General features: G+C 61.3%; 16 protein-coding genes and 1 pseudogene. 13 read left to right on the top strand and 4 right to left on the bottom strand.

Translation table 11 applies throughout. The features are described 5' to 3' along the window. The first annotated feature begins 54 nt into the window (after nt 1–54). A complete protein-coding gene (groL, locus tag ACO5Z0_RS03350; RefSeq protein WP_485649210.1) occupies nt 55–1,686 on the top strand; it encodes a chaperonin GroEL in 1,632 nt (543 codons plus the stop codon). Nucleotides 1,687–1,774: 88 nt separating this feature from the next. Here the strand turns inward: groL and modB are convergent, their stop codons facing one another. The 3 genes from modB to modA are packed head-to-tail and all read right to left on the bottom strand — an operon-like array spanning nt 1,775 to nt 4,272. After that, nucleotides 1,775–2,428 carry a molybdate ABC transporter permease subunit gene (modB, locus tag ACO5Z0_RS03355; protein WP_485649211.1) on the bottom strand — a complete coding sequence of 218 codons (654 nt, stop codon included), beginning with the start codon at nt 2,426–2,428 and terminating at the stop codon, nt 1,775–1,777. 9 nt (nt 2,429–2,437) lie between these two features. Further along, entirely contained in the window at nt 2,438–3,481 is a 1,044-nt protein-coding gene (locus ACO5Z0_RS03360; protein WP_485649212.1) for a sulfate/molybdate ABC transporter ATP-binding protein, read from the bottom strand. After that, complete coding sequence (gene modA / locus ACO5Z0_RS03365) at nt 3,481–4,272, bottom strand: molybdate ABC transporter substrate-binding protein (RefSeq protein ID WP_485649213.1); 792 nt, start codon at nt 4,270–4,272, stop codon at nt 3,481–3,483. The genes ACO5Z0_RS03360 and modA overlap by 1 nt, the downstream gene beginning before the upstream one ends. A 255-nt stretch (nt 4,273–4,527) precedes the next feature. On the opposite strand from modA, the gene ACO5Z0_RS03370 reads away from it, so the two are divergent. The 12 genes from ACO5Z0_RS03370 (at nt 4,528) to moaC (ending at nt 18,833) form a co-directional block, all read left to right on the top strand. Then, complete coding sequence (locus ACO5Z0_RS03370; protein ID WP_485649214.1) at nt 4,528–8,223, top strand: nitrate reductase subunit alpha; 3,696 nt, start codon at nt 4,528–4,530, stop codon at nt 8,221–8,223. Further along, complete coding sequence (gene narH, locus ACO5Z0_RS03375) at nt 8,213–9,634, top strand: nitrate reductase subunit beta (RefSeq protein WP_485649215.1); 1,422 nt, start codon at nt 8,213–8,215, stop codon at nt 9,632–9,634. Before ACO5Z0_RS03370 ends, narH begins: the two co-directional genes overlap by 11 nt. Next, nucleotides 9,634–10,158 (top strand): nitrate reductase molybdenum cofactor assembly chaperone, encoded by a 525-nt coding sequence (gene narJ, locus ACO5Z0_RS03380; protein WP_473981046.1) that lies wholly within the window; start codon nt 9,634–9,636, stop codon nt 10,156–10,158. Before narH ends, narJ begins: the two co-directional genes overlap by 1 nt. Next, a complete protein-coding gene (gene narI, locus ACO5Z0_RS03385) occupies nt 10,155–10,838 on the top strand; it encodes a respiratory nitrate reductase subunit gamma (RefSeq protein ID WP_485649216.1) in 684 nt (227 codons plus the stop codon). Before narJ ends, narI begins: the two co-directional genes overlap by 4 nt. An 11-nt stretch (nt 10,839–10,849) precedes the next feature. After that, nucleotides 10,850–11,884 (top strand): molybdopterin-binding protein, encoded by a 1,035-nt coding sequence (locus tag ACO5Z0_RS03390; protein WP_485649338.1) that lies wholly within the window; start codon nt 10,850–10,852, stop codon nt 11,882–11,884. An 8-nt stretch (nt 11,885–11,892) separates the two neighbouring features. After that, nucleotides 11,893–13,119, top strand: a complete 1,227-nt coding sequence (locus ACO5Z0_RS03395) for a molybdopterin molybdotransferase MoeA (protein ID WP_485649217.1) — start codon at nt 11,893–11,895, stop codon at nt 13,117–13,119. An 87-nt stretch (nt 13,120–13,206) separates the two neighbouring features. After that, nucleotides 13,207–14,193, top strand: a complete 987-nt coding sequence (gene moaA / locus ACO5Z0_RS03400) for a GTP 3',8-cyclase MoaA (protein WP_485649218.1) — start codon at nt 13,207–13,209, stop codon at nt 14,191–14,193. 3 nt (nt 14,194–14,196) lie between these two features. Next, a complete protein-coding gene (locus ACO5Z0_RS03405) occupies nt 14,197–15,123 on the top strand; it encodes a molybdenum cofactor synthesis domain-containing protein (RefSeq protein ID WP_485649219.1) in 927 nt (308 codons plus the stop codon). After that, entirely contained in the window at nt 15,120–16,280 is a 1,161-nt protein-coding gene (gene mobB / locus ACO5Z0_RS03410; RefSeq protein ID WP_485649220.1) for a molybdopterin-guanine dinucleotide biosynthesis protein B, read from the top strand. The genes ACO5Z0_RS03405 and mobB overlap by 4 nt, the downstream gene beginning before the upstream one ends. A gap of 3 nt (nt 16,281–16,283) precedes the next feature. After that, nucleotides 16,284–16,973: a class I SAM-dependent methyltransferase gene (locus tag ACO5Z0_RS03415; RefSeq protein ID WP_485649221.1), complete on the top strand. Its 690-nt coding sequence runs from the start codon at nt 16,284–16,286 to the stop codon at nt 16,971–16,973. Between the two features lie 27 nt (nt 16,974–17,000). Beyond that, on the top strand, nt 17,001–18,341 hold the full coding sequence (locus ACO5Z0_RS03420) for an MFS transporter (protein ID WP_485649222.1): 1,341 nt from the start codon (nt 17,001–17,003) through the stop codon (nt 18,339–18,341). Between the two features lie 15 nt (nt 18,342–18,356). Beyond that, entirely contained in the window at nt 18,357–18,833 is a 477-nt protein-coding gene (gene moaC, locus ACO5Z0_RS03425; RefSeq protein WP_485649223.1) for a cyclic pyranopterin monophosphate synthase MoaC, read from the top strand. 88 nt (nt 18,834–18,921) lie between these two features. On the opposite strand, the pseudogene ACO5Z0_RS03430 reads toward moaC, so the two are convergent. After that, nucleotides 18,922–19,571 (bottom strand): annotated as a pseudogene (locus tag ACO5Z0_RS03430) (hypothetical protein); the annotation flags it as partial. Between the last annotated feature and the right edge of the window lie 164 nt (nt 19,572–19,735).

Below are 19,735 nucleotides of genomic sequence, written 5' to 3' on the forward strand. Positions count from 1 at the left end.
TTTGTCTGAGAGAGCGCAGCTTCGATAGATTCGTAGATATTGGGAGGTTTTATCATGGCAAAGCAGGTTTTGTTCAATGAAGAAGCGCGCCGTGCGCTCGGCAAGGGCGTCGACGCTTTGGCGAATGCCGTAAAGGTCACGCTTGGACCTAAGGGCCGCAACGTCGTTCTCGACAAGAAGTTCGGCGCACCGACGATCACGAACGACGGCGTGACGATTGCGAAGGACATCGAGCTCGAAGATCCGTTTGAGAACATGGGCGCACAGCTCGTCAAGGAAGTCGCGACGAAGACGAACGACATCGCGGGCGACGGCACGACGACGGCTACACTTCTCGCGCAGGCGATGATCCACGAGGGCATGAGGAACGTCGCTGCGGGCGCGAACCCGATGATCCTCAAGAAGGGCATCGACCAGGCGGTCAAGAAGCTCGTCGATGAGATCAAGAGCAACTCGAAGAAGGTCGAGGGCAAGGCGGCGATCGCGCAGGTCGCGGCGATTTCCTCGGGCGACGAGGAAGTCGGCGAGCTGATCGCCGAGGCGATGGAGAAGGTCGGCAAGGACGGCGTCATCACGGTCGAGGAGTCGAAGTCTATGGACACGAACCTCTCGGTCGTCGAGGGTATGCAGTTCGACCGCGGCTATATCTCCCCCTACATGGTCACGGACACGGACAAGATGGAAGCCGTTCTCGACAATCCGTACATCCTCATCACGGATCGCAAGATTTCGGCGATTGCCGACATCCTGCCGATTCTTGAGAAGGTCGTAAAGCAGGGCAAGGAACTGATGATCATCGCCGAGGATCTCGACGGTGAGGCGCTTGCGACGCTCGTCGTCAACAAGCTGCGCGGCACGTTCAAGGCGCTTGCCGTCAAGGCTCCGGGCTTCGGCGACCGCCGCAAGGCGATGCTCGAAGACATCGCTATCCTGACGGGCGGTACGGTCATCTCCGAGGAAGTCGGCAGGAAGCTCGACAGCGTCGAGATCGAAGATCTCGGTCAGGCGCGTCAGGTTCGCTCCTCGAAGGAGGAGACGACGATCGTCGACGGTTCGGGCGATAAGGCTGCGATCGACGCACGCGTCGAGCAGATCAAAAAGCAGGTCGCAGAGACGACTTCGGACTTCGACAAGGAGAAGCTGCAGGAGCGCCTCGCAAAGCTCGCGGGCGGCGTCGCCGTCATCGAGATCGGCGCTGCGACCGAGGTCGAGATGAAGGACAAGAAGCTCCGCATCGAGGACGCGCTGAACGCTACGCGTGCGGCGGTCGAAGAGGGCATCGTCGCCGGCGGCGGCACGACGTTCGTCGATATCCTGCCTGCACTTGATGCATTGAATGCCGAAGGCGATGTGCAGACGGGCATCAACATCGTGAAGCGCGCCGTCGAGGAGCCGGTTCGCCAGATTGCGAACAACGCAGGTCTCGAAGGTTCCGTCGTCGTCGAAAATGTCAAGAAGTCGGCGAACGGCACGGGCTTCAACGCTTTGACCGGCGAGTATGTTGACATGATCGGCGCGGGCATCGTCGACCCGGCGAAGGTCACGCGCTCCGCTCTGCAGAATGCGGCGAGCATCGCGGCGATGGTTCTGACGACGGAGACGCTTGTGGCAGATAAGCCGGAGAAGGAGCCTCCGATGCCGATGGGCGCACCGGGCATGGGCGGCGGTATGCCGGGTATGATGTAAGGCGGCAATCCCCTCGCAAACAAATTGAAATAGAAAAGCTTCCTGCTGCAATTTGCGGCAGGAAGCTTTTTTGTGTGTCCGTATTTTTTTAGCTGCGGCTCTTCGCAAGCCAGGCGTTCATGGCGGCGACGAAGACGAGGGAGAAGAGGACGAGAGCCGTTGCCCATTGGAAGGCGAGGTCGTAGTCGTTCGCCTGCACGGCGGCGTAGATCGCTGTGGACATCGTCTGCGTCGTGCCGGGGACGTTGCCCGCGAACATGATCGTCGCGCCGAATTCGCCGAGCGCACGCGTGAACGTCAGCACGAGTCCCGCAACGATGCCGTGCTTGGCGTTCGGCACGAGGATGCGCCAGAAGATGCGCCACTCGGAGATACCGAGCGTGCGCGCCGCGTAGACGATGTTCTTGTCAAGCTGCTCGAAGGCGCCGCGCGCCGTGCGGTACATGAGGGGCAGCGAGACGACGACGGCGGCGATGACGGTCGCCTTCCAGGTGAAGACGAGCGGCACGCCGAAGTCGAGGAGCAACTGTCCGAGGGGGCTTTTCCTGCCGAATACGAGCAGCAGGAAGAAGCCGACGACGGTCGGCGGAAGCACCAGGGGCAATGTGATGACGGCGTCGGCAATGCCTTGGAATCGCCTCATGTGGAGGACGGCGTAGGCGAGGGCGATGCCGAGGAAGAAGGAGATGAAGGTGGCGGCTGTCGCCGTCTTCAAGGTGATCCAAAAGGGAGAAAATTCCATGTGCGCCTCCTATCGTTCGAGCAAGATGAGTCGATCGGCGGGAAAATGCAGATAGAATTCTTTCTGCCCCAGCCCTTGCCAAGCGATTTTTTCAATCTCCCAACGCACGGGCGCGGCGTCCGAATCCGCCGTCTTCGCCATGACGAGGTAGGAAAAAGCATCCTCGATGATCTGCACGGTCTCCATGCGCGGCGTGTTTTCCGCCGCTTCTTCGCGCAGGGAAAAGAAGTGGGCGCGGATGCCGACATAGCGGAGGTTCTCGGGCACGGGGGCGGCAGAGTGCAGCGTGATTTGCCAGTCCTCGGCGAAGAGCTCATGCTCTGCCGTGCGGCGTGCGCGGGAGATATTCTTGCAGCCCGTGAGGAGCGCCGCCGCGCGCGTGCCGGGCTGCTCGAAGAGCGCGTGCTTCGTGCCGAGCGATTCGAGGGCGCCGCCGCTCAGGACGGCGATGCGGTCGGCGAGGCGGTAGGCTTCGCCGCGGTCGTGCGAGACGAGGACGGCGGCGCGTCCGTAGGAGTCGAAGAGGTGCAGCAGCTCCAGCTCCAATTGCCACTTGAGGTAGCTGTCGAGCGCGGAAAACGGCTCGTCGAGCAGCAGCAGTTCGGCGTCGGAGGCGAGGATGCGCGCGAACGCCGTGCGCTGTTTCTGCCCGCCCGAAAGCTCCTTGGGGTAGGAGTTTTCGAGTCCCGCAAGCGAAAAGCGCGCAAGCTCCCTTTTGAGGAGCTTGCGCTTTTCTTCTTTCGTGCCGTGCGCCGAAAACGTGATGTTCTCGGCGACGGTCATGTTGGGAAAGAGGGCGTAGTCTTGGAACAGGTAGCCGACGCGGCGCTTCTGCGGCGCGAGGTTGACGCCCTTTTCGCTGTCGAAGAGCGTGCGCCCGTTGAGCAGGATGCGTCCCTCATCGGGCTTTTCGATGCCCGCGATGCACTTCAAGGTCATGCTCTTGCCGCAGCCTGAAGCGCCGAGCAGCGCGAGCACTTCGTCGCGCACGGAAAATTCCACGGCAAGATCGAAGCCGCGCAGTTTCTTGCGAATCTTGACTTCAAGTTCCATTATTTTCCGGCGGCTTTGAAGCCGTACTTTTCAAGGATCGCCATGCCCTTTTCCGAGGAAACGAAGTCGAGGAAGGATTTCGCCTCGTCCATGTGCTTCGTGTCCTTCAAGATGGCAGCGGGATAGATGACGGGCTTGTGCGAGCCTGCCGGAGCCTTCGCTGCGACCTTAACCTTGTCGGAAATGGCGGCGTCCGTCGCGTAGACGACGCCGCAGTCCGCGTCGCCCGTCTCCGTCCACGAGAGAACCTGACGCACGTCGGAGCCGTAGACCGCCTTGGCCTTCACCTGGTCGAGGATGCCGAGCTTCGTGAGGATTTCCTCTGTGTACTGGCCGACAGGAACGCCCTTCGGCTCGCCGAGTGCAACGCGAGAAACCGTAGGAGTCGCAAGCGCGTCAAAGGCGGTGATTGCCTTGCCGCCATCCTTGGGAACGATGAGCACGACCTCGTTTTCGAGGAGGTTCTTGCGCGTGCCGTCGGCGAGAAGTCCCGCCTTTTCGAGCGCATCCATCTGCTTCTGCGCCGCCGAGAAGAAGAGGTCGGCGCTGCCGCCGTTCTCAATCGCCTGCTGCAGGGCGCCGCTGCTGCCGAAGTTGAAGACGAGCTTCGTCTGAGGATGCTCCTTCGCGTACTCGGTCGCCAGCTCATTCATCGCGTCGGTCAAGCTCGCGGCAGCGGAGACCTGCAGTTCGACGGAATCTTTCTTCGCGTCCGAAGCGCTCGGTGCAGTGCCGCAGCCCGCGAGAACGAAGAGGGCGAGGCACGAGAGGAGAAGGGCGATTTTTTTCATGGAAAAACTCCTTTCTTCGGGAAAAGTCATTATATTATATTATCTTAGTATAACATAAGAAAAGCGACTTGCAGTAATATTTATCACAGCGTATCCCATATTCGACAGAAAATTTTTCATCTGTGATATTTGTTACAGGACAAATCCGAGAAAATCTTGCTATAATAAAATGGATTAGAGAAATTTAGAGAAGTGCGGATAAAAACATCCGTGTTCTTTAAGAAAATGAGATTTCCTCAGGAGGGAGATGGAGAAGTGAGCAGCATTTTCCAGAAGTTCCGTTATCTTATCCCGAAGGAGCGGACGGCGAGCGGTCACCAACAGATTCATGAGGGCGGGCGCGACTGGGAGAACATGTACCGCGACCGCTGGTCGTTCGACAAGCGGGTGCGCTCGACGCACGGTGTAAACTGTACGGGTTCGTGCAGCTGGAACATCTATGTGAAGGACGGTCTCGTGGCTTGGGAGAACCAAGCGCTCGACTATCCGGAGACTTCGCCCGACATGCCGGATTTCGAGCCTCGCGGCTGTCCGCGCGGCGCTTCGTTCTCGTGGTATCTCTACAGTCCGCTGCGCATCAAGTACCCGTATCTCAGGAGCGATCTCGCCGAGCTTTGGCGCGAGGCGAAGAAGAGCCATAAGACGGCGCTTGAGGCGTGGCGCAGCATCGCCGACGACCCTGCGAAGAAGAAGCGCTACAAGGCGGCGCGCGGCATGGGCGGCTTCGTGCGCTCGAATTGGGACGAGGTGTCGGAGCTCATCGCTTCGTCGCTTCTTTACACGGTGGAAAAGTACGGTCCGGACCGCAATTTCGGCTTTTCCGTCATTCCTGCGAAGTCGATGCTCAGCTATGCTGCAGGGCTTCGTTTCCTGCAGCTCATGGGCGGCGCGGGGCTTTCCTTCTACGACTGGTATGCCGATCTGCCGCCGGCAAGCCCGCAGGTTTGGGGCGACCAGACGGACGTGCCCGAGTCGAGCGATTGGTACAATGCGGGCTACATCATCACCTGGGGCTCGAACGTGCCGCTGACGCGCACGCCCGACGCGCATTTCTTGACGGAGGTGCGCTACAAGGGCACGAAGGTCGTCTCCGTCGCGCCCGACTACGCGGAGTCGACGACGGTCGCCGACACGTGGATCAGCCTGCACACGGGCAGCGATGCAGCTCTCGCCATGGCGATGGGGCATGTCATCCTGAAGGAGTACTACATCGACAAGGAAGTGCCTTTCTTCGTCGACTATGTGCGCCGCTTCACGGACTTCCCGTTCCTCGTGCTTCTCGACGAGAAGGAGGACGGCAGTTTCCTGCCCGGACGCTTCCTCAACGCGAAGGATATGGGACGCGCCGACGAGAAGCACGCCGACTTCAAGTTCTACGTCGTGGATGAGATGACGGAAAGGCTCGTCGTGCCGAACGGCACGATGGGCGACCGCTGGGATCGTCAGGCAAAGTGGAATCTCAAGGAAGAGGACAGCGACACGGGCGAGGCGATCAAGGCGAGGCTTTCCGTCCTCGACATCAAGGATGACGCGGTCGAAGTCACTCTGCCGTACTTCGGCACGGAGCGCGAGGAAATGCTCTTAAAGCGCATGGTGCCCGTAAAGAAGATCAAGACGGCGGCGGGCGAGCGCTTCGTGACGACGGTCTACGACTTGACGATGGCGAACTATGCGATCGATCGCGGCCTCGGCGGTGAGGCGGCTGCGTCCTACGAGGACGATGTGCCGTATACGCCGCATTGGCAGGAAAAGTACACGGGCGTCTCGCCCGAGCTTGCCATTCATACGGCGCGTGAGATGGCGGACAACTCGATCAAGACGGACGGCAGAACCATGGTCATCATGGGCGCGGGCATCAACCACTGGTACAACGCCGACATCATCTACCGCACGATCTTGAACCTCCTGCTCTTCATCGGAGCGGAAGGCAGGAACGGCGGCGGCTGGGCGCACTACGTCGGGCAGGAGAAGCTGCGTCCGGCGGAGGGCTGGGCGCGCGTCATGACGGCGACGGACTGGCAGCCGGCGGCGCGTCTGCAGAACAGCACATCGTTCTTCTACTTCGGCACCGATCAGTGGCGGAGCGACGAGATCGACACGCAAGAGATTGTCGCGGCGACGGGCAAGCCGCGCTACCGCCACCCCGGCGACTACAACGTGCTCGCGGCACGACTCGGCTGGCTGCCATCCTACCCGACGTTCAACAAGAGCGGACAGAAGATCATCGACGAGGCGAAGGCAGCGGGTCATGAGGACTTCGATGACGTGAAGAAGTTCGTCGCCGAAAGCCTCAAGAAGGGCGAGCTGAACTTCTCGGCGGAAGATCCCGACGCGCCCGAGAATTTCCCGCGCAACCTCTTCATCTGGCGCGCGAACCTCATCACTTCGTCGTCGAAGGGGCACGAATACTTCCTCAAGTATCTGCTCGGCACGAAGAACGGTCTCTTCGCCGAGGAGAAGTGCCCGACGCGCCCGACGGAGATCCGTTGGCGCGAGGAGCAGGAGATCAGTCAGCCCGGCGGCGCGGCCGAGGGCAAGCTCGACCTGCTCATCGACCTTGATTTCCGCATGGCCGGCTCGGCACTCTATTCCGACGTCGTGCTGCCGACGGCGACGTGGTACGAGAAGACCGACCTTTCCTCGACGGACATGCATCCGTTTGTCCATCCGTTCCAGCCTGCCGTCGATCCCTTGTGGGAGGCGCGCACGGACTGGGATATCTTCCGCACGCTCGCCGAGGCTGTCTCGCGCGTCGCCAAGGAAGCGGGCATGAAGCCGTACACGGATGTCGTCGCCGTGCCTCTGCAGCACGATACGGAAGGCGAGACGGCGCAGCCCGAGGGTCGGATTCGCGACTGGAAGAAGGGCGACTGCGAGCCGATCCCGGGTAAGACGATGCCGAATCTCGTCAAGGTGGAGCGCGACTATACGAAGGTTTACGAGAAGTGGATCGCGCTCGGCCCCAACGTGGAGAAGGGCATGGGCGCGCACGGACTCTCGTGGGAGTCGAAGGAGGACTACGAGGAGATCCGCAAGCGCAACGGCGTCATTGAAAACAAGGATTTCGTCTCCTACGGTATGCCGTCGATCTTCGAGGCGCGCCAGGCCGCCGACGCCGTCATGGGGCTTTCGTCGACGACGAAGGGCTCCGTCGCCGTGCGCGCATGGCAGTCGATGGAGAAGCGCACGGGTCTGACGAATCTCACGCGGCTGGCCAAGGATCGCGAGATCGAGCGCTTCACGTTCGATCAGGTCGTCGCGCAGCCGCGCCAGACGATCACGACGCCGACGTTCACGGGCAGCAACCGCAATCGCCGCTATACGCCGTTCACGACGAACGTCGAGGAGCTCGTGCCTTTCCGCACGGTGACGGGACGCCAGTGCTTCTACGTCGATCACGAGCTCATGCAGGAGTGGGGCGAGGCGATGGCGACGTACCGCCCAATCTTGGAGAACCGCCCGATCGAGAAGAAGCTCGGCGAGGGCAAGGAGATCACGCTGCGCTATCTGACGCCGCACAACAAGTGGAGCACACACAGCATGTACTTCGACAGTCAGCAGCTCCTGACGCTGTTCCGCGGCGGGCAGACCGTGTGGTTCAACGAAAAGGACGCCGCCGATATCGACGTCAAGGACAACGACTGGGTCGAGCTTTACAACCGCAACGGCGTCGTCGCCTCGCGCGTCGTGACTTCGCCCCGCCTGCCGCGCGGCGTCGTCTTTATGCACCATGCGCAGGATCGCCACATCAATGTGCCCGGCTCGAAGATTTCGGGCACGCGCGGCGGCACGCACAACACGCCGACGCACATCATGATGAAGCCCACGCACATGATCGGCGGCTACGGGCAGTTCAGCTACGGATTCAATTACTACGGCCCGACGGGCAACCAGCGCGATACCTACGTCGTCGCGCGCAAGATGAAGGAGGTCGATTGGCTTGAGGATTAAAGCGCAGATAGCGATGGTCATGAACCTTGACAAGTGCCTCGGCTGCCATACTTGCTCGATCACGTGCAAGAACGTCTGGACGAACCGCGAGGGCGCGGAGTACATGTACTTCAACAACGTCGAGACGAAGCCGGGCATCGGCTACCCGAAGAATTGGGAAGATCAGGAAAAGTGGAAGGGCGGCTGGAAGGTCAAGGACGGCGAGCTTTCGCTCGCCTCCGGCGCAAACAAGGCGGTGCGCCTCATGAAGCTCTTCTACCATCCCGATCAGCCCGAGCTTGACGACTACTACGAGCCGTGGACATACGACTACGAGACGCTGATCCATTCGGGCCGCAAGAACCATCAGCCCGTGGCGCGCCCGCGTTCTCTGATCACGCAGAAGCGCATGGAGATCAAGTGGGGGCCGAACTGGGAGGACGATCTCGCGAGCGGCGAGTCGGCGCGTCAAGATCACAATTTGAAGAAGCTCGGCGAGAAGATCAAGCTGGAATTCCATGATCTCTTCATGAAGTATCTGCCGCGCCTCTGCAACCACTGTCTGAATCCCGCCTGCGTCGCCGCGTGTCCTTCGGGCGCGATCTACAAGCGCGACGAGGACGGCGTCGTCCTCATCTCGCAGGACGTCTGCCGCGGCTGGCGTCACTGCGTGCCCGCCTGTCCGTACAAGAAGATCTATTACAACTGGAAGTCGAACAAGGCGGAGAAGTGCGTCCTGTGCTATCCGCGTCTGGAAAACGGTCTGCCGACGGTCTGCACCGACACCTGCGTCGGGCGCATCCGCTACATGGGCGTGATTTTCTACGACATGGACAAGGTGGAAGAGGCGGCGAAGACGGAGAGCGCCGCGCACATTCCTGCGAGCGAGCGCGGCATCTTCCTCGATCCGCGCGACAGGGAAGTGCAGAAGGCGGCGCGTGAGGCGGGCATTTCCGATGCGTGGATTCATGCGGCGGAGCGTTCGCCCGTCGACAAGATCATCCGTCAGTGGCAGATCGCTCTGCCGCTGCATCCCGAGTACCGCACGCTGCCGATGGTCTGGTACATCCCGCCGCTCTCGCCGATCTTGAAGCATGTGGAAGCGGATGTCTACCTGCCCGACGCAGCGGACATGCGCATCCCGCTCGAATATCTGGCGCAGCTCTTCGCGGCGGGCGACGTCGCCGTCGTCAAGAACACGCTCGCGCGGCTCTTGGAAATGCGCACGGTCATGCGCAGCAAGGAGACGAAAGAGTCTGTGCCGACAGAGCTTTCCCTGCATGAAGCGGAGTACGAGGCGATGTATCGTCTGCTCGCCGTTGCCAAGCGCAGGGATCGCGTCGTCATTCCGGCGGGACTGCAGGCGGAGACGCACGAGAAACTGCGCGAGCTGCAGGGCAGCGCGGGCTATGTCTGCCCGGGAGGTTGCTGATGGAAGAGTACAAGAAGACGCTGAAGCTCGCGGCATATCTTTTGGAGTACCCGAGCGAGGCGTGGTGGCAGGATTTCGACGCCTGCCGCGCCGCGGCGGCAGAGATTGAGACGAAGCAGGCGCGAGAGGTCTTGGAAGAGCTTTTTGACTACGCGCAGGAGCTTGGCAGCAAGGCTTACGAAGAGCAGTATGTGCGCTCTTTCGAGTTCTCGCCGAACACGAATCTTTATCTGACGACGCAGGATCGCACGGACTTCGGCAAGCAGGCGAGCGAGATGCACGTCTACAAGCAGCTGTTTCTCAAGAACGGCTTCGACACGCAGAACGAGCTTCCCGACTATTTGCCGGCGCTCTTGGAGCTTGCCGCCGCCCTGCCCGAAGAGAAAGCGGCGGAGGTCTTTCGCACGATGAAGGACAAGCTCAAGCTCCTGCGCGACCGCTTCATTGAGGCGAAGCTTGCCTATGCTTTTCTTTTGGACGTCGTGCTCATGCAGGCGGAGAGATGGGAAGGGGATGCAGCATGAATGAGTTCTTTTGGGGCGTACTGCCCTACATCGCTTTCACCGTGCTCATAGGCGGCACGATAGCGCGCTACGTCTTGATGGAGCGCGGCTGGACGACGAAATCGAGCGAATTTCTCTCGAAGAATGATTTGCGGATCGCCGGTCCGATGTTCCACTTCGGTCTCTTTATGGCCTTGGGCGGGCACATCATCGGCGTGCTCATCCCGAAGGTCTGTACGGAAGCGGCGGGAATCAACGAGCACCTCTATCACATCATCGCGCTGGCGGGCGGCATACCGGCGGGCATCCTGTTTTTCCTCGGCTTCCTGCTGCTCTTGAAGCGGCGCTTTCTGGGCAAGGACTACATGCAGGTCAACACCTCGCGCATGGATCGCTGGCTCTACCTCGTGCTCTTCCTCGCCATCCTGACGGGCTGCGCGGGGACGCTGTCGAACGCCCTGGGCGGCTTCGCTTTTGACTACCGCGCGACGATCTCGCCGTGGTTCCGCTCGCTCCTTGCGTTCTCGCCCGATGTTTCGCTGATGGAGGGCGTGCCGTTCGTGTTCCGCGCGCACATGCTGCTGTGGATGGCGACGGCGATCCTCTTTCCGTTCACGCGCCTCGTGCATTGCCTGAGCTTCCCGTTCCTCTATCTGACGCGTAGTCCCATCGTCTATCGCAGGAAGGAGAGCCGCCCGTGAGCGCCTTGACCATGCAGGAAATCCCTGTGGAAGATGCGGTCGGGCAGATCCTCTGTCACGACATCACGGAGATCGTGCGCGGCGTGAGGAAGGGCGCACGCTTTCGCAAGGGGCATGTCGTCGAGGCGGCGGACATCCCCGTGCTGCTCTCTCTGGGCAAGGAGCATCTCTACGTCTGGGAAAACGACGGCACGCTGCTGCACGAGAACGAAGCGGCAGAGATCCTGCGCGGCTTCTGTCAGAACGAGGGCATGGAAGCCTCTGAGCCGAAGGAGGGCAAGATCGAGCTTCGGGCGCTTCATGACGGCGTATTCGCCGTCGATGCCGAGCGCTTCCATCGGCTCAACGATTTCGACGACATCATGGTGGCTTGTGCGCCGCAGCACATGGCGGTCAAGAAGGGCGATCTGCTCGCAGGGATGCGCGTGATTCCGCTCGCCGTGAAGAAGGATTTGATGGAAGAGGCGGCGAGAGCCGTCGGCGATGAGCCGATCTTTCGGCTTCTGCCGTACCGCTCGCTGAAGGTCGGCGTCGTGACGACGGGATCGGAGGTCGCGCACGGCAGGATCAAGGACACGTTCACGCCTGTCCTTGCGGCGAAGCTTCGCGCCTTCGGGCTTTCGGTCAACGAGCACCGCATTTCTGACGACGCCTTGGAGCACACGCAGGCGGCGCTCGAGGAACTTCTTGACCTCGGTATGGACATGGTGCTGTGCACGGGCGGCATGAGCGTCGACCCTGACGACCGCACGCCCGCCGCGATTCGCGCTGCGGGGGCGGAGGTCGTGACGTACGGCGCTCCCGTCCTGCCCGGTGCGATGTTCCTGCTCGCCTACGCTGAGCGTGACGGGCGCACGGTGCCCGTGCTCGGCCTGCCGGGCTGCGTCATGTACAGTGCGGCGACGATCTTCGACATCGTGCTGCCGCGCATCTTGGCGGGCGAGCGCGTGACGCGCCGCGAGATCCGCCGCCTCGGACTCGGCGGGCTGTGTCTCGCGTGCGAGACGTGCCACTATCCGCGCTGCACCTTCGGCAAGTGGGAGTAGGTGGAGCGATGCAGGACATATCATTGGAAAAGGCGCAGGAGCTTCTTTTGCGCGAGGTGCGCGAGATTCCGCTGTCGGAAGCCGAGTACGTGCCGCTTCTCGCGGCGCTCGGGCGAAGGCTTGCCGAGGACTGCTGCGCCGCCTTCGACCAGCCGCCGTTTGACCGCTCGCCGCTCGACGGCTATGCGCTCTTGGCCGCCTGTACGCAGGGGGCGTCGGCGGACGCGCCCGCGCGCTTTCGTGTCATCGGCGAGGAGTGTGCGGGCAGCTTCTTCACCGGCAAGGTGGGCGCGGGCGAGGCGCTTCGTCTGATGACGGGCGCGGCGATGCCCGAGGGCGCGGACACCGTCGTGCGGCAGGAAGACGTGCGCGTGGAGGGCGAGGAAATTCTCGTGCCTTATGCGCTCAAGCATCACGAGAACTTCTGCTTTCGCGGGGAGGATGTGGAAGAAGGCGCCGTGCTCGCCAAGGCGGGCGACCGTCTGACGGCAGCGCACATCGCCGTCTTGGCAGGGCAGGGGAGGAAGCGTCTTCCCTGCGTGCGCCGCGCGCGCATCGTTTTGGCGAGTACGGGCGATGAGCTCGTCGAGCCGGGCGAGCCGCTCTGCCCCGGCAAGATCTACAACAGCAATCTCTACCTGCTCGCGGCAAGGCTCAAGGAAATGGGCTTCGAGGCGGAAATCCTCGGTGCGCTGCCCGACGATGCGGAGGAGGTTGCGCGTGCGCTCGTGAGTTCTGCCGAGCCGCCCGATCTCGTTCTGACGACGGGCGGCGTCTCCGTGGGCAAGAAGGACATCATGCACGATGTCGTCAAGGAACTTAATGCCGAGCGCCTTTTCTGGCGCGTTCTGATGAAGCCTGGAGCGCCCGCAATCGGCTATACGTTTTCGGCGGCGGGCGACTCGCGCCGCACGCTCGGCATCGCCCTGTCGGGCAATCCGTTTGCCGCTTCGGCGACGTTCGAGCTTCTCGTGCGTCCCGTGCTCGCCAAATTGACGGCGCGAACCGTACTCCTGCCGAGGCGCTGCCGTGCCGTCTTGCGGGACGGCTTTTCCAAGGAGAGCCGCGGCAGGCGCTTCGTGCGAGCGCAGTATGCGCAGGGCGAGGTGCATCTGCCCGAGAAGCACGCTTCCGGCGTGCTCTTCTCCGCCGTCGGCTGCAACGCGCTCGTCGATATTCCCGCCGGCTCGCCGCCCCTTGCGGCGGGTGCGGAGGTCGATGTCATCTTGTTGTGACGTTGTTGCACGTTGATTGCGAGTCTGCCGATGTGTCTGCGCCCTTTGGGTCTGATTATCGGATATTCATGGTAAGAGAGGCGTCGTATGCTTGATTTTTATCGCCGAAGAATCGAATATGTGCGCATTTCCGTGACGGATCGCTGCAATTTGCGCTGCCGTTACTGTATGCCGGCAGATGGCGTGGAGAAGCTCTCCCACGAGGATATTCTGTCCTTCGAGGAGATCGTGCGCGTCGTGCGTGCTCTCGCGCAGCTCGGCATACGCAAGGTGCGTCTGACGGGCGGCGAGCCGCTCCTTCGGCGCGGCATCGTCGATCTCGTGCGCGAGATCAAGGCGGTCGAGGGCATCGAGCGCGTCGCTCTGACGACGAACGGCGTTCTCCTCGCTGACCTCGCAGAGGAACTTCGCGCGGCAGGGCTTGACGGTGTGAACATCAGCCTCGATACGCTGGCAGAGGACGCTTTCTCTGACATCACGCGCCGTTCTGCTTCGCTGCTGCCTGCCGTGCGCCAGGGCATGGAGGCGGCGCTCGCCGCAGGGCTCAAGACGAAGCTCAACTGCGTGCCGCTTAAGGGAGTCAATGAAGCGGAACTTGTTTCGCTCGCCGCCCTCGCGAAGGAGCACCCGATCGACGTGCGCTTCATCGAGCTCATGCCGATCGGCATGGCGAAGGAGGCGGGGCTGACGGGCGTGTCTACCTCTGAGGTGCGCCGCATCTTGGAGGAATCTTTCGGTGCGCTCGTTCCTGTAGTCAAGGAAGCGCTCACCGGTCCCGCCGCGTGCTTTCGACCGGCAGGATTTCGCGGTGCGCTCGGCTTCATCGACGCGCTGGAGCATAAGTTCTGCAGCTCGTGCAACCGCGTGCGGCTGACGGCGGAGGGCTATCTGAAGCTGTGCCTTGCGTTGGATGCGGGGCTTGACCTGCGCACACTTCTGCGCACGGGTGCGGATGACGCGGCTCTCTTCAGGAAGCTGCGGCAGGTGATTGCCGAAAAGCCGCGCGAGCATCACTTTGAAGCGGCGGGCGGCGCGGGCGAGGAGAAGCGGCGCATGTACCAGATCGGAGGGTGAGGATTGGGAAAGATTGTAACGATTGCCGCGAGCGAGCGGCGCGGCACGAAGAAGAAGCCGCTGGAAAAGGCGCTCTTTCATGTGGGGCACGGCATCGTCGGCGATGCGCACGCGGGGAAATGGCACCGGCAGGTGAGCTTTCTGGGTGCGGCGGAGATCGAGGCGTTTCGCGCACGCGGTGCGACGGTCTCCCACGGCGATTTCGGTGAGAATATCGTCGCAGAGGGCTTCTCCTTCCGTGACCTTCCCGTCGGTACGCGCCTCGCGGCGGGCGATGTCATCTTCGAAATCACGCAGATCGGCAAGGAGTGTCATGCACACTGTGCCATCTACGCGGCGGTCGGTGACTGCATCATGCCGCGCGAGGGCGTCTTTGCACGCGTGCTGCACGGCGGTACGCTGAAGCCCGGCGACGAGCTGCGCCTTTTCGAGGGCAAGCTGCCGCTTGACGCCGCTGTCATTACGGCGAGCGACAAGGGCTCACGCGGCGAGCGCGAGGACAAGAGCGGCGCCTTGGCGCAGCATCTGTTGGAGGAAGCGGGCTATCGCATCGCACGGCGTGTGATTTTGCCCGACGATGAGGAGGCGCTCGCGAAGGAGATGCAGGAATGCGCCGATCTCGGAGTCGCGCTCGTCGCCACGACGGGCGGCACGGGCTTTTCCGAGCGCGATGTGACGCCCGAGGCGACGCGAGCCGTCATCGAGCGCGAAGCGCCGGGCATCGCCGAGGCGATGCGCGCCCTTTCGATGCAGGTGACGCCGCGCGCCATGCTGAGCCGCGCCGCCGCCGGTATATGCAAGCGCACGCTGATCGTCAATCTGCCGGGCAGCGCCAAGGCGGTCGAGGAGTGCCTCGGCTTCGTCCTGCCGCAGTTGGCGCACGGCATCGAGATCTTGCGCGGCGACGCAAGCGAGTGCGCGAGAAAGTGAGGCCGCAGAGCCTCGCCGATGTGACGCTTCTCGTCGTCGCGGGCGGCAGAAGCCGGCGCATGGGCGAGGACAAGCGTTGGCTCGATGTCGGCGGCGTGCCGCTGTTGGAGGGGCTGCTGCAAAAGGCTGTTGCTGCGGGCTTTGCGGAGATCTTTTTGTGCGTCGAAGAAAGGAGCGAGCGCCTGCAAGCCTTGGCAAGCCGTTATGGCGCGAGGATTCTCGTCGATGAAACGGCGGGGCAGGGGCCTGTGGCGGGGCTTTCACGCGGCCTTGCGGCGAGTTCTCATGCTTGGTCCTTCGCCGTGTCGGCGGATATGCCCTTTTTCTCCTTCGACGCAGCGAGAGAACTTCTGCCCAAGGCAAAAGGCGCGGCGCGAGCCGTCGTGCCCGTCGCCGAAGAACGGTGCGAGCCGCTTGCCGCGCTCTACCACAAGGAAACGGCGCACGTGTTCTCTGCGGCTATGGCGGCAGGTGAGCGCAGCCTTCGGAGAACGGCCGCCGCGCTTCCCGCGCTTGAAGTTCCCGTTCACGCGGGTGCATGCTTCTTCAATGTGAATACGCCCGCCGCCCTTCGCTTGGCGCGCGGCCGAGCGGCGAACCTCGTGCGCCGCGTGCCCATCGTATCCATCGTTGCTCCCGCATCGGGCACGGGCAAGACAACCTTTGTCGAAAAGCTCCTGCCGCTCTTGACCTCGCGCGGCGTGCGCGTCGGCGTCGTCAAGCGCGATGCGCACGGCATTGTCCTGAACGACGGAACGAAGGACAGCGGACGCTTCCGCGCGGCGGGCGCGTCGAGCGTCGCCGTCGTCGCGCCTGCGGGCTTCTGGCTCTACGAGCGCACGCAGGAGAAGCTCTCGCTGGAAGCGGTCGCCGCACGCATGACGGGCGTCGATCTCGTGCTCATCGAAACGCGCTCGCACGGCGTATTTCCCGCCTTGTCGCTCTGGCGCGGGCTGGAAGAGCCGCTGCTCGACGAGCGCGTCGCAGCGCTCTTCTCCTCTTGCCATGAGAGGCAGGCGGAAGGGATTTTGCAGCTTGACCTCGAAGCTATGGAAGATGCCGCACATCTCGTCCTTTTTCTGATGGGGCGGGAAGAAGGATTCGATCTGCATCGAATCGCATGGAACGGCGGCCACAGCGGAAAGGGAGGCGCATAGCGCATGAATGATATCGAAAAGAAAGAGCGCAAGGTGCAGCGCGCGTATCGCCAGCTTGGCAATATCGCGCGCCTATACGACGGCATGATGACGAATACGAGTTGGGCGGGGCGCTTTGCCATCCGCTGGCTCTGGGGTTTCGCCTCCTATCCGGAGTTTCTGGCGATGGCGTATCGCGGACTCTCCGCAGATTTTCGCGGCAGGCTGCTCGAAGTTCCCGTCGGCACGGGCGTGCTGTCGTTTCCGCATTATGAGAAGATGAAGGAGGCGCAGATCACCTGCCTCGATGCTTCGGAGACGATGCTGGAGGCGGCGAAAAAGCACGCGGCGAACTTTTCGCTCGGCGCGACAGACTTTGCGCTCGGCGATGTCGGCGATTTGCAGTATGCGGATGAAACTTTTGATTTCGTATTGTCCGTCAACGGCTTTCACGCCTTTCCTGAGAAGGAGAAGGCGTACCGCGAGACGGAGCGCGTCCTGAAGCGCGGCGGCATATTTTCCGGCTCGATGTATGTGCGCGGCAAGAGCCGGCGCACCGATTTCTTCGTCAAGCAGTTCTGCGAGCGGCGCGGCTTCTTCTCGCCGCCCTACGAGACGGAGGAGAGCCTGCGGGCAAGGCTTCAGGCGATGTACGGCGAGGTCGACATCATGACGATCGGCTCATTCGCAGGCTTTCGTTGCAAGAAGATTTAAGTTGTTTTCATGAGGAGTGTTGAATCAATGGCTGATGAAATGGCATGGAAGAATCTCGGTCCCAATCCATCGCGCAAGGAGATCCTTGCATGTTGGAATCCCGAGGACGCGGGCTTTTGGGAGAAGTATGGCAAGCGCATCGCGACGCAGAACCTCTACACCTCGACTTGGGCGCTCGTCCTGAGCTTCGTTGCGTGGACGCTCTGGGCGACGATCGCGGCGAAGCTCAAGTTTATCGGCTTCAACTTCTCGGACGATCAGATTTTCACGCTCGCGGCGCTGCCCGGTCTCGTCGGCGCGACGGGACGCCTGTTTTACACGTATCTGCCGGGGTTGATCGGCGGCAGGAACTCCACTTTCATCACGACGGCGCTTCTTTTGCTGCCGCTCTTCGGCTTGGGTCGCGCTCTGCAGGATCCCACAACGTCGTATGAGACGTTCGTCCTTCTCGTGTCTTTCATCGGCATCGCGGGCGCAAACTTCTCCGCTTCGATGGCGAATATCGGCTTCTTCTTCCCCAAGGCGAACAAGGGATTTGCGCTCGGCATCAATGCGGGCATCGGCAACCTCGGCGTATCGCTCATCTATCTGACGGCGCCGATCCTCTTGGGCTGGAATCTCTCCTCGCTCTTCGGCGAGGGCGTGCCGGGGCCTGATGGCATGATGTATGTGCAGAATGTCTACTACTTCTGGACGATTCCGACGGCGCTGACGCTCGTCCTCGTCTGGCTCTTCATGGACAACCTGCCGCTGCCGAAGCAAAGCCCCAAGAGCATGATGTCCATCTTCGGCAACAAGCATACGTGGCTCATGTGCTGGATCTACACCTGCGGCTTCGGCTCCTTCATTGGCTTTTCGGCGGCGCTCGGGCTGCTCGTCGCGAAGGAATTCCCCGAGATGCCATTCTCTTACGCCGCTTTCCTCGGCCCCTTCATCGGCGCGGGCATCCGTCCCGTCGGCGGCCTTCTGGCAGACAAGATGGACAGCGGTTCGCGCGTCACGCTCATCTCGCTCTTCGTCATGCTCGGTGCGAGCTTCCTCGTGCTCTTCGGCGTGGAGGCGCATCGCTTCCCCGTGTTCTTCGGCGCATTCTTGCTGCTCTTCTTGACGACGGGTTTCATCAACGGCGCTTCCTTCCGCATGATTCCCTACATCTTCAACAATCCGTTCCACTCCTCGCTCGTCACGGGCTTCACGGCGGCGATCGCGGCCTACGGCGCGTTCTTTATCCCGAAGCTCTTCGGCTTCGCCTACGCGAACTACGGCGTCGTCGCGCCTGCCTTCTACATCCTCATCGCGTTCACGGTCAGCACCATCGTCATCACATGGTACTTCTACGACCGCAAAGGCTCGGGAATCCGCTGCTAGGATGAGGTGCACTTCATGGCAAACGAATTGACGCATTTTGATGCGGCGGGCAACGCACACATGGTCGATGTCAGCGAGAAGAAGGAAACGGAGCGCATCGCGCGTGCGAGCGGCCGCATCCTCGTAAGCCCCGCCGTCTACGAGGCGATTGCGGGCGGCACGGCAAAGAAGGGCGACGTCCTCGGCGTCGCGCGCATCGCCGGCATCATGGCGGCGAAGAAGACGAGCGACGCAATCCCACTGTGCCATCCGTTGCCGCTGACGCGCGTGAGCATCGACTTTGGTCTTTTGCCCGAAGCATCTGCGGTCGAAGCGCGTGCTGAGGTCAAGACGCGCGGCGTCACGGGCGTCGAGATGGAAGCGCTGCATGCCGTGAGCGTCGCGCTCTTGACGATTTACGACATGTGCAAGGCGCTCGACAAGCGCATGGAAATCACCGCGCTGCACCTAGACGCCAAGAGCGGCGGCAAGAGCGGCGATTTTCGGCGCTGATGGAAAATCAGCAAACGGCAATAAAAATCCCGCGCACTTTTGCGGTGTGCGGGATTTTTATTGCTTCGCCGATAGTTGGCGATGTTTTTCAATTCAAATTGGGCATCTTTTGGTGCAAGGCTTTGATTTCTTCGATCGACAAGTTTGTGATACGTGCAACCATATCGACGGGAAGTCCTTCTTTGAGCATGGAAAGAGCCGTTTCTCTGCGGGTGTTTTCTGCGCCGCGCTCCATGCCTTGGGCGATGCCGCGCTCCATGCCCTGGGCGATGCCACGCTCCATGCCTTGGGCGATGCCGCGCTCCATGCCTTGTTCATAGATGCCTGTACTCAAATTACACATCGTTTTCATCTCCTCTTCTATAGGAATCACTGATAAATTCAGCCACCCATCTTCGCACATCTGCACTGTCCTCTCGTCGTCGATAAATCCTCGACGTAGCACCGCTACGCCTGCGGTTTGTCTCCTCGATAGATACAGTGCATCTGTGCAAATCTGGGCGACCTCATTTTATCAGCGCTTCCTATATCTGTAGTCGTATCCATATCGAATTCATCTTTCAGAAGTTGTTTCTTTCTCACCGCTGGTGTTAGTGTGTCTTTGAACAGCAGACGCAGGAAACGGATGAGCCAATCTTCATCGGGTGGCTGCTCTTCGCCGAGATAGATTGTGATGATGCTTATCAGGTCATAATCCGCGTGATTGGCCTTATATTCATGAAGAATATGATGTTCGTTGTGCGAGCAGGCGTTTGGCATGTTGATCATACGTCGGATTTCGATAATCAGACGCATGATATTCCGACGGGAGGTCTTCGTTCTGCTGCATGATGCAATGTCACCTTCTTTGCCTTTATTATATCATTGAAACGCCATTCTATCCAGTGTCGCTAAGGTGTGGC

The sequence above is a fragment of the Selenomonas sp. genome (assembly GCF_057272215.1).